This is a genomic window from Breznakia pachnodae (assembly GCF_030814225.1).
In the GTDB taxonomy this organism is placed as follows: domain Bacteria; phylum Bacillota_I; class Bacilli_A; order Erysipelotrichales; family Erysipelotrichaceae; genus Breznakia; species Breznakia pachnodae.
Genome location: NZ_JAUSUR010000003.1, coordinates 232,543 through 247,905, shown reverse-complemented (window position 1 = coordinate 247,905; position 15,363 = coordinate 232,543). Strand labels below are relative to the sequence as shown.

Here is a 15,363-nt window from a genome sequence, read left to right as displayed (position 1 = left end):
CTGCCCCATTCTAATTATTTAATATTATGCAATTTAATATATTAGCAACAAAATGTCAAATTGTCAATAGTTTCTTCAGTTTTATTTTTGAGCACATAAAACATAGAAGCCTTTATCTTTCATTAACACTTCACAATTTCCAAATATATCTGCAATGTAGTTTTGTGCACTTTTTGCACCATGCGATTTTCTAATTACGATGACTAACTTTCCCAACGCATGTAAATGTTCATACGATTCCTTAAACATCTGATAGATTACTTTCTTACCTGCCCGTATCGGTGGATTAGTAATTATACAATCAAATGTCTGATCAGTTATTGATTCAAAAATATCAGATTTCAAAATCTCTACATCGACTTTGTTGCGAGATGCATTTTCTTTTGCTAATTCTAACGCCCTCGAATTTACATCTACCATTGTCAGTTGCTTCTCTGGATAGGTCTTTTTAAGAATGATTCCAATCGTTCCATAACCACATCCCAAATCTAATATTTTTTTACCAATATCCGTTTTTTTTACTGCTTCCAACAACACTTTACTACCTTCATCAATGCCATCTTTGGAGAAGACTCCATGGTCACTTATGAAGGAATAATCAAAACACCAAAACCGGAAAGAGAATTCCTTCCGGTTGCTTTTTAAATGTTGATTATCATCAAAATAATGATTCATAATACCACATCCTTTGGCGTTATTTTAATTAATCAGTTAATTATTTAACTTCTACTACAGCTCCAGCGTCAGTCAATTTAGTTTTGATTTCTTCAGCTTCAGCAGTCGGGATGTTTTCCTTAACTACTGCAGGTGTAGCTTCAACTTTTTGTTTTGCTTCTAGTAATCCAAGTCCAGTAATTTCTCTTACTGCTTTAATTACGTTAACTTTTGAAGCTCCGATGTCAGTAATAGTAACTGTAACTTCAGTTGGTTCTGCAGCAGCAGCTCCAGCGTCAGCAGCTCCAGCAACTGCAACAGGTGCAGCAGCGCTTACTCCAAATTCTTCTTCGATTGCTTCGATTAATTCGTTTAATTCTAAAATTGTCATCTCTTTTAGTGATGCAATTACATCATCTTTATTTAATTTTGCCATTTTAATTTTCCTCCTGTGGTTAAATTATGCTTCTTCTTTTTGATCTCTAACTGCACTAAGTGCGTATGCAAATTTTCTAACTGGTGCTTGGAAACATCCTAGAATCATAGAAATCATACCGTCACGGTTTGGTAATTTCGATAATTTTGTGATTGTGTCAACACCAACAACTTCTCCATCAACTACTCCAGCTTTAATTACTAATGCTTTGTGATCTTTTGCGAAGTTTACAAGTACTCTTGAAGGAGCAACTGCATCTTCACCAAACGCGATTGCATTTGGACCAGTTAGGTTTTCTTTCAAACCTTCTACATTAGCAACTTCAGCAGCTCTAGTAACCATTGAATTCTTGTATACTTTGAATTCAACACCTTCTTCTCTTAGATCACGACGAAGTTGAGTTACTTCAGCAACGCTAAGTCCGCGGTATTCAACAACAACTGTACTAGCTGATTCATTGAATTTACCAGCGATTTCATCAACGACTGCTTTTTTAGAATCTAAAATTGCTTGGTTCATCTTAACCTCCTATTTATATATGAACAATATACCTAAGAGTATAAAAACTCGCCCTTATCATTATAGACAAAAACGAGTGAAAAATTTATATCTTTCTACCTCGGTAACCTGATTAAGCATAAAGCCGTTACTGTCTATGGCATATTGAAACATTTAATATTTTATATGGTTTTTAAATTAAAGTCAATATTAAACTGCAACTTTAATTCCAGGACCCATAGTACTACTTAATGAAATATTCAAGAAGTATTGTCCTTTTACAGCAGCTGGACGAGCCTTTGCTACTACATCGTATAGAGCAGTAAAGTTTTCGATAATCTTTTTGTCATCAAATGACATTTTACCAATCAATACGTTGATGTTTCCATCTTTATCTACACGGTATTCAACTTTACCCTTTTTAATATCTTCAACAGCTTTTTTAACATCCATTGTAACTGTTCCAGTTTTAGGGTTTGGCATTAAACCTTTAGGTCCTAAGATTTTTCCTAGTTTCCCTAACTCACCCATCATGTTTGGAGTAGCTACGATAACATCAAAATCTAACCAACCTTTTTTCATATCTTCAATTAATTCTTTACCACCAACAAAATCTGCTCCAGCATCTTTTGCTTCTTGTTCTTGTGGTCCTTGAGCAATTACACAAACTTTTTGTGAACGTCCACTTCCATTTGGAAGTACCATTGCTCCACGGATTTGTTGATCAGCATGACGTGGATCAACATTTAAACGAAGTGATAATTCAACACTTTCGTCAAACTTAACATAGCTTGCTTTCTTCATTAAAGCTACTGCTTCTTCTAGTGAATAAGACGTTGTAGCATCAACTAATTTTGCAGCTTCTAAATACTTTCTACCTTTTTTAGCCATTGTACGTTCCTCCTATTCTAAACCTTCTACAACAATACCCATGTTGCGTGCGGTTCCGGCAACAATTTTGATTGCGCCTTCAATATCATTTGCATTTAAGTCTGGCATTTTGTATTCTGCGATTTCTTTTACTTTGTCAACTGAAATTGTTGCAACTGGAGTTTTAGAATCTGCAGCTCCCTTGCTAACGTTAGCAGCTTTCTTAAGTAATACACTTGCTGGTGTAGTCTTAAGAACAAAGTCAAATGACTTATCTTCATATGCAGTAATGATTACTGGAACAACGTCTCCTTGACGGTCCTTTGTAGCATCGTTAAATGCTTGTGTAAACTGAGGCATGTTAATACCTACAGATGCCAATGCTGGCCCTGGTTTCGCTCCCCCTGCAGGGAATTGTAGCTTCGCTACTTTAGCGATTTTTTTCTTACTCATAAGACACCTCCTATATTTCTTTGTCTGTCTTATGCAGTGGTGAAACGAAAGAATCGCACTTTCTACCACGCATACCTAAAATCAGGCTATTTAATAATATAATAGAACCAATAGAAAAGCAAGAATTTTCGATGAATTCTTGCTTTCATTTGTACCTTTATTCGCCTAAAGGTAATTCATAATAATAAACTAGGTTAAACTCATCATCATATGCTTCCACTGAGATTGGCGTTGTTGCATCCGTTAAGCCACTGTATACACAGTAAACCAATGCTTTTTCTCCTTCTTTCAATCCACTGTATGATGCCTGCATTGCATTTGGATCCGTTTCTGCATTTACTGAGAAAATTGATGAATCAAGAGGTGTATCTCCCTGATACAATTCTAATTCTTGTAAATAACTACTTCCTACAACACTGTCACCCATTTCAATTTCATAGTAGATAACTGCTACTGTACTTCCAAATGTGTCAGTTGTAACTTGTGCACGAGTAAACGTAGCTTTCGTTCCATCTGTCATTGTATAAGATGATCCTTCTTCAACCTTTACATCTTCAGATTTAAGTTTTGTGAATTCACTAACTTTAATATTCAGTGCTTCTTCTTTTCCACTATCACTAGTTGAATAGATGTATCCATCTACTTTACCATGTACAACTGTTGTTTCATAAGCACCTGGAACATCTTTTACATCTTCTACATTTAGTAGAATATAATTTTGGAAATCTCTAGAAATATAAGCAATTACATATTGATCACCATTGATGTCTTCATCATCTGATTCCATCACAAATGGTTCACCAACAATCATTGCCGCAAATTCTACTGAATCTCCTTCATAATCTGCTGCAGTTGATCCTGAAGGACTTGCAACTGCTGATGCGAATGTAGCGTAATCTAAATCGCCACCACCTAACATATCACATCCTGTTAAAAATACTAATCCTAAACAACAAAATAAGCTAATAATCTTTTTCAATTTGTTTTCCCTCCTAATTTTGTTATGTTTAAAAAGTTTCCCTTTTCTACCTCAATTTCATTCACTACTATATTAGACAATTTAGAAACCTTTTTGGTTCCCTTGATTCCACTATTTTATACATTTTTTACAGGCACTCGGTGCAATTGCACTCCCACCTAACGCAGTTTCACGTAAAGTGATTGGTAATGACCTACCAACATCATCCATTACCTGGATCATTTCATCAAGTGGCAGTACATTAGGTACACCTGACAAAGCGAGTTGTGCGGATATAAATGCGTCACTTGCACCAATCGCATTTCTGGTCTGACAAGGTACTTCCACTAACCCACAAATCGGATCACATACAAGACCTAACAGATTCATTAGCGCATGACTTGCTGCATGGGTACACTGTGTTGGCGTACCACCGAGCAACTCACAAATCATACTTGCACTCATTGCCGCAGCTGAACCAACTTCGGCCTGACAACCACCCTGGGCACCTGATACATTTGCGTTACGTGTAATCAGGTAACCAATAGCTGATGCATTTAGTAAGCCTTGTAACATCTCTTCTTCTGTTAGTTGTGCTTTTTCCTGCAAAGCAAACAGACAGCCTGGTATTACCCCACTAGAACCAGCAGTTGGAGCAGCAACGATTAACCCCATTGAAGCATTTACTTCAATAACTCCTAATGCATAAGCTGCAGCTTTACTACTGATTTCATTTTCAAATAGTTTATTTCTTTTCAAATAAGCATCCAGTTTCTTTGACTCTCCATGAAGTAGTCCTCCCATGGATTCAATATCTTTTTCTAATGCCTGATTGATTGCATCACGCATAATCTTCAGTGATACTTTTAATTTATCTTCTACTTCTTTCTCTGTAGTTTCAAATACATCACATTCACGTTTCATCATTATCTTTGAAATCGTTACGTTATGTTCTTCACACAAAGCAAGCAGTTCTTTTACATTTTTAAAATCCATAATCCACCTACCTTGGAATATAAACTGCAGACATAATTGATGCATCTGCTTCTATTTCACCCAATGCTTTTTCGCAAATCGGGTCATCCATTTCAATAATCGTATAAGCAATCGAACCTTTATCTTCACGATATAGTTTCATGAATGCAATATTTACATCAAATCTCGCTAAACAGTTACTAAGATATGCAACCACTCCTGGTTCATCTTTCTGTTTCACTAGGATGGTATCGTACTCACCAGTAAGGTCAATTTCAACTCCATTAATATTTTTAATGACCATTTCGCCACCGCCAATGGATTCACCACGAATAAATGTTTTTTCTCCATGAACACTTTCAATAAAACACTCTACCGTGTTGGGATGATATGGATTCTCTCCATGAATCAAATCAAAATGAAATTTTACATTACGTTCTTTGGCATAATCAAAAGAATCTTTGATTCGTACATCATCTGGCTGATATCCTAAAATACCACCAACTAATGCACGATTGGTACCATGACCTTCATATGTTTTCGCAAATGAACCATACAGTCGAAACGTCACTTCTTTTACTTCATCAGCTACAATCTTTCTTGCCATCAATGCAATGCGAAGTGCACCTGCTGTATGAGAACTAGAGGGACCAATCATATTCGGTCCAATTACATCAAATATACTAATATCTTTCATACGTTTTTCCTCTATTCAAATTAAATCATGGAATATTCACTCTTACAAGCAAAAACCTTCTTCCAGACACGTTAAATCCGCTTTTTCGTACTTATTATGCCCTGACAGTGACTTTTTATACTTCCAACAGGCAATTGCATCATTTAGTGAACGTCCCTTGTTGTCTGCAAAAAAATCACGGATATATGTATTGTATTCAAACTGTTTATCAATTTTTTCACTTTTCTTTGCGATTACTTCTGGATAGGCATTGATTGCATCCTGATAGGTTTTTCCTTCATTCGCCTTGACCCATCTTTGAAAACTTACTTTAAAGGAAAAGTTCTTTCCCAAGTGTTCTTCAAAGAAAACTCGCTTCTTTTCACTAAATGTAAATGGCAATTCTATTTTCGTATCTAAATCAAATACATCTGGATCTTTTGCTTTCTTTTCAGGCTTAAAATCTAATTTCTCTCCAGTATCCAGATAATGAGCAATTCGTTTTTTCAAATCACCTTTTTGTCCACTTGTTTTTAATCCTTCTTGTTTACAGAAAGCAACCATTTCTTCTTTTAAATAATAGTAATCCAAAAATTCTTTACTATCCATTCCTTTATGTAGTTCTTGTCGTTTCATACTATCCTCCTTTTTTACGTAAAAAAAGATGGATGAGAATTATTCCTCTTCCATCTTTGGTGCGTCTAACGTATCAGTGAACTCAGATTTCTCCAAGTCTCCAAATCCGATTTCAGTTGGTGTTTCTCTACCAAACAATGTTGTTAACACGGTAGCTACCTGTGTTTCATGGTTCAGTTCTTCAACTGTACCTTCAACATTAGCGAATGGACCACTTAGAATTCTAACATGATCACCAACTTCAAAGTCGATATTAACTCTCTTTTCGCTCATACCCAGACGACGTAAGATTGAATCGATTTCTTCTTCAGCAACTGGGAATGGTTTCGCTCCACCACCACTTGATCCGATAAATCCAGTAACTCCTGGTGTATTACGAACAATATACCAAGCTTCATCTGTCATAATCATTTCAACAAACAAATATCCAGGGAATAAGTTTTTAACTTTTTCAACTTTCTTACCGTTTTTGTATTCTATTTCGCTTTCCTCTGCAACCATGATACGAAACAGATAATCTTGTAATCCCATCGTTTCAACACGACGTTGCAAGTTATCTTTTACTTTGTTTTCATGTCCTGCATAAGTATTTACTACATACCACTCTTTTTGCATTTGACTCATATTAAACACCTAATATGTCAGCGATAAACCAAGCATTGAATGTTGTACATAATAAAAAGAACAACGCAAATGCAACAGTAAAAATAAGAACCGTTCCACTGTCTTGAGCCAATACTTTTGGTTTTGACCAGCGAATACGTTTAATTTCTGCAAAAATTCCACGGATGCTAAACCATTTCAACATACCATTTACCTCCTACTTTGTTTCTTTATGCAATGTGTGTTTTCCACACTTCTTACAATATTTCATAATTTCCATTCGTTTTGAATGGGTTTGTTTATTCTTCTGAGTTGAATAATTACGTGATAAGCATTCGCTACACGTTAGTATTACTTTTTCACTCATAATCATCACCTCATCGCTCTACTACTTTATCACAATGGAAGTTAATAGTCAATGAAACAAAGAAAAACATCCGGTTTTAAAAACATGGATGTTTCCTAACGATTTCAATCTTTTTACTCTTCAATTCCTTCTCTTAAAAGGCGTTTAATTTTGTATAAAACATTATCGACTCGTTTCTCGCTTTCTTCTACCAAAACAGCGATCTCACGATAGGAGAATCCCTTCTCCCATAATCGATAGATTTTTTGTTCTTCTAGTGACAATGCTTCTACAATTCTATTAACGTTACCCATCATATCATTTATGTTCACATTCCAACTAGGATCGCTTTGGCGTTGCATGCAGGCAATTGTATCAACTACATAAATACCTTCATAATCATTAACCAACTGATCAATCGATATTGCTTCACGATTCGCTCTACATACATCGCTGTAGATATGTCGGATATAGTTATAAACTGATCGTTCCATCACAATTTTGAAATAAGAACTAAATCGACATCCCATGTTTTCTTTGTAACTGTTCACTGCATTGTAAAGTGAAATCAGTGCTAACTGATAAATATCACTTACCTCACAACTAGTTTTTACCTTTCCTGAATAACCTCTAGCATATGCCCCCATAATGCGTCGGTATTTCTCAATTAATAATGCTAGCGCTTCTTCATCTCCTTGATGATAAAGATAGAGCAATTCATTATCATTTAGAAATCTCTCCTCCATTTTCCCTATCCTTCCTACTGCTAAAAATCTCATACAACAATATACCACATGCAACTGATGCATTCAGCGATGTTACATGCCCCTCCATAGGTAATGAAATAAAATAATCACAATTCTTTTTAACCAAATCGGATATCCCAAACCCTTCACTTCCAATCACCAACACAAGTGGTGAATCATAATCTGCATCACGATAGTTCTTTGCATTTGTCATATCCGTACCAGCAACCCAGAACCCCTGCTTCTTAAGTTGTGACAATGTCTTTGATAAATTCGTTACCTGACATACTGGCACATGATCAATTGCTCCTGTAGATACTTTCGCAACTGTTGGATTCAGTGAAACACTACGGTGTTTACCAATGATTACACCATCCACATTTACAGCATCACAAGTACGCAAGATTGCACCAAGATTGTGTGGATCTTCAATTCCATCCAACATCACAATCAATGGATACTTTCCTTTGGGATTACGTGTGATATCTTCTAATTGTGCATAATGATAACTATCAATCTCAGCTATCACTCCCTGATGATTTTGAAACTCACTCAATTGGTCTAATTTCTTTTTTCCAGTTTTCGAATAATTTATTCCACTCTTATATATTAACGACAAAAGTTCATTATCCTTAAAATTATCACTAATAATTATCTGATAAATCTTTTTCTTGTCGGTTAATAACTGTTTTACCACGTTTTTTCCATATACAAATTGTGTCATATTATTCCCCTTTCTTCAGGATCATAGCTAACAATTCATTTAGTCGTTCTTCCTGTTTACTTAAATACAGATACCCCCATAACGCTTCAAACCCTGTTGAATTACGATAGGTAATTACATCTGCATTCTTTGCGATGGTCTGCGTCTTTGAATTACGTCCACGTTTCACAATCAACTGTTCTTCTTCACTTAAGATATTATTATCTAAAAATGTTTTAAGAAATTTATCCTGTGCCTTGGCACTTACATATTGAACACTCAGCTTCTGCAACGTGTTTGGTTTCTGATTTCCTAACTCTACCAAGTACTCTCGAATCTGCAGTGAAAATACTGCATCACCAATAAATGCCAGAGTAGTCCCATTTAATCCAGCTAATTCCATTATAGTAAACCTCGCTCCTGAAGTTTTCCGCGATAAACATCAGCCTGCTCAAAGTCTTTTGCTTTTTTTGCTTCATTCCACTTGTCAAACAATTCTATGTCCTTATTATCTAACTTCACTTCTTCGATAACAATTCCTAACACTTTTAACATTTTTTGCATCGTATAAACATAACGACCTAATAATTCCATATCAATTTCACGTTGACGAATCACACTATTCAGTTGTTTATTTGCATCAAACAATGCTTTGAATCCATTTGGTGTATTTAAGTCATCCTGCATCGCATCCAAGAATGGTACATATACTTCTTCTACCAATTCTTCTTTGATTGTTACTTTTGCTAATCCAAGTTTCACATACGCTTGTGTAAGTGATGTTTGAATCTTAGCTAATTCTGTTTTTGCGGTTTCTATTGTTTCATCATTTACATTCAATGGTGCACGATAGTGAGTTGATAACATTATCCAACGAATTACATTTGCCCCTAACTCTTTGATGAAATCTTTCGCCCAGATAACATTACCTAGCGATTTCGACATCTTCTGACCATCCAGGTTCAACATTCCATTGTGGACCCAATAGTTTGCCACATGACTATGGTTCGCCGCACAGCCTTGCGCTATTTCGTTCTCATGATGAGGAAACTTTAAGTCCATTCCTCCACCATGGATATCAATTACTGGTTGTTTGAATTCGTTTTCAATCATAACCACACATTCGGTGTGCCACCCTGGTCTTCCTTCGCCCCATGGTGAATCCCATTTGATTCCATTTTCGGTTTTCTTCCATAAAGTAAAATCCAATGGATTTTCCTTCTTGTCATTTTCATCTATACGAGCACCAACTACTAAATCTTCAATCTTTTGTTTTGAAAGTTGACCATAGTCTTTTACTTTAGTTACTCGAAAATAAACATCTCCATCAATTGCATATGCATACCCTTTATCTTCCAAGTCTTTGATAAACGCAATAATGGAATCCATTGTTTGGGTTACTCTTGGAGTTACATCAGGTATCTCTGCATTCAATGCAATACGATCTTCATTGTACGCCTTGATGTAGCGTTCACTGATTTCACTTTCTGCTACTTCCTCTTCGATTGCCTTTTTAATAATCTTATCATCCACATCAGTAAAGTTTGATACATAAAAAACCTCATACCCACTTGCTTCCAACGTCTTCTTCAATGTATCAAATACAACAATCGGTCTAGCATTCCCAATATGTGGATAATTGTATACAGTTGGTCCACATACATACATTGTGACCTTACCTTCTTCAATTGGCACAAACTCTTCTAACTTGTTATGTAATGAATTATATAGTTTCATAAATCCTCCTGGTAATAAAAAAACACCTCTGCTATAGAGGCGTTTATAACGCGGTCCCACTCTACTTTGGTCTTTTCTCTGTTAACGCCAGCTACGTGTTCCCTAAAAGATGCATTTCTATACTTCCATCAAACTTTTCCACCAGCCAAGTTCTCTCTGTACATTTCCATATAGTTCTTCTTCTTTATCATTGGTTATTTTCATACTGATTATAACAGGGAATGACCACGTGTGCAATTGATAATCCAAGAAGTTATTCACGTAAACGGAAAGTTTTTGGTGCAACTTTGTATACTAGAATTGCTGCTACTGTCGCATATACTACAAACAATGTAATCAATCCAACTGAAAACCACACCACAGGTATATCAACGCTATAGAATGCATACACAACAAAATAGGTTACACCAGTTACAATACGATGAGAGAATCCAACTTGTTCCATCTGCAGATTATAAGGTTGTAATAAATAATACAATACCAAAGAATGAATACAGAAAATCAGATTCATAAATACTACTGACAGAAATACTGAAATATAAATAATAGGTGATGCATCATATCGACTAACTAACATAATTACTACCATACCTAATGACATCACAAGTGCTGGTAGCAAATGAAACTGAATCAATGTTTTTAAACGCAGCATAAAGTTCTGCAATAAATTTTCACGTTTGCGATAAAAACGATACACCAACATACTACTGTCACAGTTAAAGAACATTGCCTGACATATCTTCTCTCCACGATTTAAGAAGTATGCAATTAACATTAATGATGCTAATTGAGTATCAAAGAACCCATGTGCTGCTTCTCGTAACTCTTTCACAAAAAACATAGCTAACGTCAATACGATTACTACACCAAGAATAATCAATGTTGTAATTCGAATTGGTTTCCATAAGTAGGAACGATGTCTTCTGAAGAATGCTGCATTAAAGAAATCAAATCCTTTTTTATTATTGATAGATTCATCTACATCAAAGTCTTGATCTCTAATCTTGACGGTTTCTTTTACTGCTGCAGAACTGTCAAAGTTTAATGTATCTAAAATTCCATGTGCTTCTTTACGTAGTGGAATATATAAATTCATGGTACGATACTGTGAATAATACAATAAGAATGCCAAAGCAGTCATAAGAATTCCAAGACACCATATTACAAGATTTGGAATAATATAGGTTACTTTCGTAATTGCTATTGCTACAAAAATCGCAAACACAACAAGTGCAACGATTACTTGTTTAAAGTTCTTTTCAAAAAATAATTTATCTTTATAGTAAACAATACTGATTTGGTTAAACAGCCATCTGCTTCCACTCATCAATAACAATAAAGCAGCAGCATCCAACCAGGTAACCCAACCAAGCATGACACAAACAATAAAGAACAGGATGAATTTCACCATATCCACAAGATAACGTTTGATATAACAGATTGCTGCCACATCTCTTGCACGCATCCGCAGACTGTCAATCAGATAAATTGCATCATACTTCCCAGTAGGCAAGAAATGAAAACGTCCCATGGGACTTATAATACAACTGACGCCAATAAAGATTGTAATAAAGTATACTCGATACGCTTCAGGGTCCGGCCAGTTTCCTTCAATGATACCTGGAAAGAAAAACAGAAATGGTAGTCCATAGAAAAACAAACCATAAGCCGCTATATTCATAAGATTGGAGAACACTCTCATTAATACTGAAAGAATATAAAGCACTGTTTTTAAAAGACTGTTCCCATAAAATGATTGAGGAATAATTTTCTTTATAACTGGTAATTTTTTCAGTCGATACACCAATCGATTAAACCGTGTTGTGAATTCTAACTTCAGTAATATATTAAAGTTTTGAATCATAGAGTTTCCTCACTCAACATCTCAATAACTTTAGTCTTCACATCATCCTTACTCAAATCTTCCATATTTACTTCTTGAATATACCCATCATGAAGCACCAATACTTCATCACAAAGATCCAGAGCCAACTCCATAATATGAGTAGAAAAAATTAGAATACGATCTTTTTTAATATCTCTTAACATCTGTTTCATCTGCTCTGCCATTACCACATCAAATGATGTTAATGGTTCATCCAAAAGTAAGATACTTGGTTTCGTAATTATATTCACCAGCATCTGCATCTTATTCTTCATCCCATGGGAATAATTCTTCATTAGAATATCACGGTCTGCTTCATCAATAATCAGATAATCAAAATAGCCATCTAACTCCTCTTTGGTGTAATCGATTTTATGAATATCCAATACAAAACGTAAAAACTCTCTTCCTGTCAGAAAATCAGGAACAACTGGCGTTGAAATTACATATCCAACATCTTCCTGTAATAGTTGATTACGTACATTCACTCCATCATCCAATTCAATTTCCATTGTTGTTGCTTGCAAATCTGACGCTATACAATTAAAAAGTGTTGTCTTACCAGCACCATTACGACCTAATAACGCATATATTTTTCCAGATTCAAAAGTATAGTTGATTCCTTTTAATACTACTTTCTGCTCAAACTCCATTGATAAATCTTTTACTGTTAATTTCATTCTCTATCTCCTCATGTAATTTACTGCCCTTGGATGTATTACTGTATTAAAAGTATAACACAATTATATGAGATTTTAAATAGAATTTCATCATGATATAATAATTCTATGAATTATAAAAAAATTACTTGTAAAACTGCATTACATAAACTAAGACCAGGTCGTCTTCCTTTTGACTACGACTTAAATATATATCGTGGTTGTGCACATAACTGCATCTACTGTTATGCAATGTATTCACACAAGTATATGGATAGTGAAGAATACTTTGATGAAATCTATATCAAAGAAAATGTAGCTGAAGTATTAGAGAAAGAACTATCCAAATGGAAGACAAAAAAGAAAGTAAATATTGGTGGTGTCTGCGATAGTTATCAACCAATTGAAAACCGAGAACAACTAATGCCAGAGATATTAAAAATCTGTATCAAATATAAGATCCCTATTACCATCTCCACAAAATCAGATTTACTGCTTCGAGATATTGAATTAATGAATGAATTATCACAAGTAGCTGAAATCAATATTGCAGCTACTATTACCACAATGGACGAAGATGTACGTAGACGAATTGAATCCGGAGCAGTACCAAGCTTACGCCGTTTTGAAATGTTGAGACGATTAAAAGAAGAGACAGATGCAATTGTTGGTGTTCACTTGATGCCAATCATTCCATATATTACTGATACAAGAGTGAATCTTGATGAAATCTATCGCCGTGCAGCTGAGTGTAATGTTGATTATGTTTTACCTGGGATCATGTATTTACGTGGACCTACTCGAAAAGTATTCTTTGAGAAAACAGAAGTACTATTTCCTCAACAACATGAAAAACTAAAAAAGATGTACGCTTATAAGAATGATCGTAATCCTTACAAAACTGTACTCTATAAATACATTGGAGAATTACGCAAAAAGTATGGATTTCCAAGTACCAATAAAGTTGATTACCAACCAAAAACTCACAAACAATTATCGATGTTTGATAAGAAAAAGGTGGAAAAATAAACCACCTTTTTTAGTTTTTATGCAGTTGCTTTAAATCTTCATTCATCTTTTTTACATCATCCATAAATACTTTATTCACATAGCAGCGAATAAATACGTAAATACTAGTTGCCCACGCTAACCATTCAATTAGCATTCTTGGCATTGCATCTGGATTCGCCACAATAAGACATGAAACTACAATTATTGCCATATACGACAAATACTCACACAAATAAAGCATTCGTTCGCTTTTAAAATCAACCTGCGATAATAAATAACTAACTACCGTTAGAACCATAGTAATCCCAATCAAGATAAGTACTTCAATTGGGGTTTCATTCCCATTACGCACAATTGCATAAATACAATTCACTACTGTTGCTATCACCGCCCCCATACACCCATATGGCAAATAGTTTTTAAAGAAATATTTCATAGTGTCTCCTCTCTAATTTTATCTCTTAATTTTTTAATATAATTGCGATTTACAATAAGCTTCTCCTCACTTATCAGTTGTAGAAGTAAACGATGATTAGGATATGGCTCTATATGTTTGATTGCATGAATATTGACTATAGTTGTTTTCGATATCCGTACAAATGAATGTTTATCAAGTAACTGTGCAATTGCTTGTAATGTTGTACTTTTAAAATACATAGCATCCACTGTATATAAGAATACTTGCTTATCTACCCATTCCAAATACTGAATATCATCAATGAAAACTACTGTTTCCTTTCGCTCATCCTTCACTCTTATTGTCTGATTAAACGCGCTAATGTAGTTGCTTATTCTTTTTATATGCGTTTCATCAAACGGTGTATTCACTTCTATTTCATCTTCTCTCAACTCTTTATTTTGAATAACTTTCAGTTTCATCATTGCCTCCTCATGCACATCATAACAAACTCATCATCTCACTAAAACAAAAGTACGTTAACCTACAATCTTTTTATGCTAAGTTGCCTTTTTGTTTCTCCCATCATACAAAAAGGACTCTACTGAGTCCAATGCTATAAACTATTTATATAATTATCTACTTGTCTTTGATTCTTACACATAACTGCTTTATCATTATATTTTTCCATTATCTCTTGATAATGTTTTTTGGTATTTTTATTTCTTCCTTCATGTAAGATCCATTTAATAAACTCCCAATCAATCTTTTCATCACAGCCATCAGCCATATCATCTCTAGTAGTTCCTCGATATTTGAAGTAGCGTTTTACTACACGATATAAACAAGTAAAACGATTAAAATTTAGATATATTATTCTATCTGCATCATTCAGACGGTCTTTCTGGTAAAGTCCAGTATAATTTCCTTCAATTATCCAGTCAGTTTTTTTCATAAATGACTCTACAATTTCTAATGCTTCATCTTTATCACGTTCTTCCCAACTTTCTTTAAAAAATACCGAATCTAAATGTAGGACAGGAACATTATAGATTTCACCTAATTTTGTTGCCAATGTTGATTTTCCACTACCACTAAATCCTAAGATTGCAATTTTCAT

23 protein-coding genes and 1 other annotated feature are annotated in these 15,363 nt (G+C 34.7%); of the genes, 1 reads left to right on the top strand and 22 read right to left on the bottom strand.

The genetic code is table 11. The annotated features are described in order from the left end of the window. Positions 1–81 precede the first annotated feature (81 nt). From J2S15_RS09675 to J2S15_RS09585, 19 genes are all read right to left on the bottom strand, one after another. Positions 82–675 (bottom strand): class I SAM-dependent methyltransferase, encoded by a 594-nt coding sequence (locus J2S15_RS09675; RefSeq protein WP_307407746.1) that lies wholly within the window; start codon positions 673–675, stop codon positions 82–84. A gap of 40 nt (positions 676–715) precedes the next feature. Next, the gene (gene rplL / locus J2S15_RS09670) at positions 716–1,090 is read right to left on the bottom strand and encodes a 50S ribosomal protein L7/L12 (RefSeq protein WP_307407744.1); all 375 of its coding nucleotides are present in this window, start codon (positions 1,088–1,090) and stop codon (positions 716–718) included. Positions 1,091–1,114: 24 nt separating this feature from the next. Next, a complete protein-coding gene (gene rplJ, locus J2S15_RS09665; RefSeq protein WP_307407742.1) occupies positions 1,115–1,609 on the bottom strand; it encodes a 50S ribosomal protein L10 in 495 nt (164 codons plus the stop codon). A gap of 32 nt (positions 1,610–1,641) precedes the next feature. Further along, positions 1,642–1,767, bottom strand: a sequence feature (ribosomal protein L10 leader region). 31 nt (positions 1,768–1,798) lie between these two features. Then, positions 1,799–2,479, bottom strand: coding sequence for a 50S ribosomal protein L1 (gene rplA / locus J2S15_RS09660; RefSeq protein WP_307407740.1), 681 nt, complete (start codon positions 2,477–2,479; stop codon positions 1,799–1,801). A 12-nt stretch (positions 2,480–2,491) separates the two neighbouring features. Next, positions 2,492–2,911: a 50S ribosomal protein L11 gene (rplK, locus tag J2S15_RS09655; protein ID WP_307407738.1), complete on the bottom strand. Its 420-nt coding sequence runs from the start codon at positions 2,909–2,911 to the stop codon at positions 2,492–2,494. 157 nt (positions 2,912–3,068) lie between these two features. After that, positions 3,069–3,890 carry a DUF4352 domain-containing protein gene (locus tag J2S15_RS09650; RefSeq protein WP_307407736.1) on the bottom strand — a complete coding sequence of 274 codons (822 nt, stop codon included), beginning with the start codon at positions 3,888–3,890 and terminating at the stop codon, positions 3,069–3,071. A gap of 111 nt (positions 3,891–4,001) precedes the next feature. Continuing rightward, positions 4,002–4,865, bottom strand: coding sequence for an L-serine ammonia-lyase, iron-sulfur-dependent, subunit alpha (gene sdaAA, locus J2S15_RS09645; protein ID WP_307407734.1), 864 nt, complete (start codon positions 4,863–4,865; stop codon positions 4,002–4,004). Between the two features lie 7 nt (positions 4,866–4,872). Next, positions 4,873–5,541 (bottom strand): L-serine ammonia-lyase, iron-sulfur-dependent subunit beta, encoded by a 669-nt coding sequence (gene sdaAB, locus J2S15_RS09640; protein ID WP_307407733.1) that lies wholly within the window; start codon positions 5,539–5,541, stop codon positions 4,873–4,875. Positions 5,542–5,583: 42 nt separating this feature from the next. Further along, positions 5,584–6,156, bottom strand: coding sequence for a DUF6434 domain-containing protein (locus J2S15_RS09635; RefSeq protein ID WP_307407731.1), 573 nt, complete (start codon positions 6,154–6,156; stop codon positions 5,584–5,586). Positions 6,157–6,195: 39 nt separating this feature from the next. Next, a complete protein-coding gene (gene nusG / locus J2S15_RS09630) occupies positions 6,196–6,780 on the bottom strand; it encodes a transcription termination/antitermination protein NusG (RefSeq protein WP_307407729.1) in 585 nt (194 codons plus the stop codon). A 1-nt stretch (position 6,781) separates the two neighbouring features. Beyond that, on the bottom strand, positions 6,782–6,964 hold the full coding sequence (gene secE / locus J2S15_RS09625) for a preprotein translocase subunit SecE (RefSeq protein WP_307407728.1): 183 nt from the start codon (positions 6,962–6,964) through the stop codon (positions 6,782–6,784). A 12-nt stretch (positions 6,965–6,976) separates the two neighbouring features. After that, positions 6,977–7,126, bottom strand: a complete 150-nt coding sequence (gene rpmG, locus J2S15_RS09620; protein ID WP_307407726.1) for a 50S ribosomal protein L33 — start codon at positions 7,124–7,126, stop codon at positions 6,977–6,979. Between the two features lie 113 nt (positions 7,127–7,239). Continuing rightward, positions 7,240–7,851, bottom strand: coding sequence for a sigma-70 family RNA polymerase sigma factor (locus J2S15_RS09615; protein WP_307407725.1), 612 nt, complete (start codon positions 7,849–7,851; stop codon positions 7,240–7,242). Then, on the bottom strand, positions 7,829–8,575 hold the full coding sequence (rlmB, locus tag J2S15_RS09610; protein ID WP_307407723.1) for a 23S rRNA (guanosine(2251)-2'-O)-methyltransferase RlmB: 747 nt from the start codon (positions 8,573–8,575) through the stop codon (positions 7,829–7,831). The genes J2S15_RS09615 and rlmB overlap by 23 nt, the downstream gene beginning before the upstream one ends. Before the next feature lies 1 nt (position 8,576). Continuing rightward, on the bottom strand, positions 8,577–8,957 hold the full coding sequence (locus J2S15_RS09605) for a Mini-ribonuclease 3 (protein WP_307407721.1): 381 nt from the start codon (positions 8,955–8,957) through the stop codon (positions 8,577–8,579). Continuing rightward, entirely contained in the window at positions 8,957–10,291 is a 1,335-nt protein-coding gene (cysS, locus tag J2S15_RS09600) for a cysteine--tRNA ligase (RefSeq protein ID WP_307407719.1), read from the bottom strand. The genes J2S15_RS09605 and cysS overlap by 1 nt, the downstream gene beginning before the upstream one ends. 117 nt (positions 10,292–10,408) lie before the next feature. Then, the gene (locus J2S15_RS09595; RefSeq protein ID WP_307407718.1) at positions 10,409–10,540 is read right to left on the bottom strand and encodes a hypothetical protein; all 132 of its coding nucleotides are present in this window, start codon (positions 10,538–10,540) and stop codon (positions 10,409–10,411) included. Positions 10,541–10,544: 4 nt separating this feature from the next. Beyond that, positions 10,545–12,155, bottom strand: coding sequence for a hypothetical protein (locus tag J2S15_RS09590; RefSeq protein ID WP_307407716.1), 1,611 nt, complete (start codon positions 12,153–12,155; stop codon positions 10,545–10,547). After that, complete coding sequence (locus J2S15_RS09585; protein WP_307407715.1) at positions 12,152–12,856, bottom strand: ATP-binding cassette domain-containing protein; 705 nt, start codon at positions 12,854–12,856, stop codon at positions 12,152–12,154. Before J2S15_RS09585 ends, J2S15_RS09590 begins: the two co-directional genes overlap by 4 nt. A 108-nt stretch (positions 12,857–12,964) precedes the next feature. Here J2S15_RS09585 and J2S15_RS09580 point away from each other — a divergent pair, with 108 nt between their 5' ends. Next, positions 12,965–13,864: an SPL family radical SAM protein gene (locus J2S15_RS09580; protein ID WP_307407714.1), complete on the top strand. Its 900-nt coding sequence runs from the start codon at positions 12,965–12,967 to the stop codon at positions 13,862–13,864. Positions 13,865–13,874: 10 nt separating this feature from the next. Here the strand turns inward: J2S15_RS09580 and J2S15_RS09575 are convergent, their stop codons facing one another. The 3 genes from J2S15_RS09575 to J2S15_RS09565 form a co-directional block, all read right to left on the bottom strand. Next, positions 13,875–14,282, bottom strand: coding sequence for a DUF3021 family protein (locus tag J2S15_RS09575; protein ID WP_307407713.1), 408 nt, complete (start codon positions 14,280–14,282; stop codon positions 13,875–13,877). Further along, positions 14,279–14,725 (bottom strand): LytTR family DNA-binding domain-containing protein, encoded by a 447-nt coding sequence (locus J2S15_RS09570; protein WP_307407711.1) that lies wholly within the window; start codon positions 14,723–14,725, stop codon positions 14,279–14,281. The genes J2S15_RS09575 and J2S15_RS09570 overlap by 4 nt, the downstream gene beginning before the upstream one ends. Positions 14,726–14,859: 134 nt before the next feature. Next, the gene (locus J2S15_RS09565) at positions 14,860–15,363 is read right to left on the bottom strand and encodes a DNA topology modulation protein (protein WP_307407710.1); all 504 of its coding nucleotides are present in this window, start codon (positions 15,361–15,363) and stop codon (positions 14,860–14,862) included.

Coding starts and splice junctions, on each gene's coding strand:
- sdaAB (WP_307407733.1), bottom strand. CDS start 5,541: ATGAAAGATATTAGTATATTTGATGTAATTGGACCGAATATGATTGGT.
- J2S15_RS09590 (WP_307407716.1), bottom strand. CDS start 12,155: ATGATTCAAAACTTTAATATATTACTGAAGTTAGAATTCACAACACGG.
- J2S15_RS09580 (WP_307407714.1), top strand. CDS start 12,965: ATGAATTATAAAAAAATTACTTGTAAAACTGCATTACATAAACTAAGA.
- J2S15_RS09575 (WP_307407713.1), bottom strand. CDS start 14,282: ATGAAATATTTCTTTAAAAACTATTTGCCATATGGGTGTATGGGGGCG.
- rplK (WP_307407738.1), bottom strand. CDS start 2,911: ATGAGTAAGAAAAAAATCGCTAAAGTAGCGAAGCTACAATTCCCTGCA.
- J2S15_RS09585 (WP_307407715.1), bottom strand. CDS start 12,856: ATGAAATTAACAGTAAAAGATTTATCAATGGAGTTTGAGCAGAAAGTA.
- sdaAA (WP_307407734.1), bottom strand. CDS start 4,865: ATGGATTTTAAAAATGTAAAAGAACTGCTTGCTTTGTGTGAAGAACAT.
- J2S15_RS09570 (WP_307407711.1), bottom strand. CDS start 14,725: ATGAAACTGAAAGTTATTCAAAATAAAGAGTTGAGAGAAGATGAAATA.
- J2S15_RS09635 (WP_307407731.1), bottom strand. CDS start 6,156: ATGAAACGACAAGAACTACATAAAGGAATGGATAGTAAAGAATTTTTG.
- rplJ (WP_307407742.1), bottom strand. CDS start 1,609: ATGAACCAAGCAATTTTAGATTCTAAAAAAGCAGTCGTTGATGAAATC.
- secE (WP_307407728.1), bottom strand. CDS start 6,964: ATGTTGAAATGGTTTAGCATCCGTGGAATTTTTGCAGAAATTAAACGT.
- J2S15_RS09605 (WP_307407721.1), bottom strand. CDS start 8,957: ATGGAATTAGCTGGATTAAATGGGACTACTCTGGCATTTATTGGTGAT.
- rpmG (WP_307407726.1), bottom strand. CDS start 7,126: ATGAGTGAAAAAGTAATACTAACGTGTAGCGAATGCTTATCACGTAAT.
- J2S15_RS09565 (WP_307407710.1), bottom strand. CDS start 15,363: ATGAAAATTGCAATCTTAGGATTTAGTGGTAGTGGAAAATCAACATTG.
- rplL (WP_307407744.1), bottom strand. CDS start 1,090: ATGGCAAAATTAAATAAAGATGATGTAATTGCATCACTAAAAGAGATG.
- nusG (WP_307407729.1), bottom strand. CDS start 6,780: ATGAGTCAAATGCAAAAAGAGTGGTATGTAGTAAATACTTATGCAGGA.
- J2S15_RS09615 (WP_307407725.1), bottom strand. CDS start 7,851: ATGGAGGAGAGATTTCTAAATGATAATGAATTGCTCTATCTTTATCAT.
- rlmB (WP_307407723.1), bottom strand. CDS start 8,575: ATGACACAATTTGTATATGGAAAAAACGTGGTAAAACAGTTATTAACC.
- cysS (WP_307407719.1), bottom strand. CDS start 10,291: ATGAAACTATATAATTCATTACATAACAAGTTAGAAGAGTTTGTGCCA.
- J2S15_RS09675 (WP_307407746.1), bottom strand. CDS start 675: ATGAATCATTATTTTGATGATAATCAACATTTAAAAAGCAACCGGAAG.
- rplA (WP_307407740.1), bottom strand. CDS start 2,479: ATGGCTAAAAAAGGTAGAAAGTATTTAGAAGCTGCAAAATTAGTTGAT.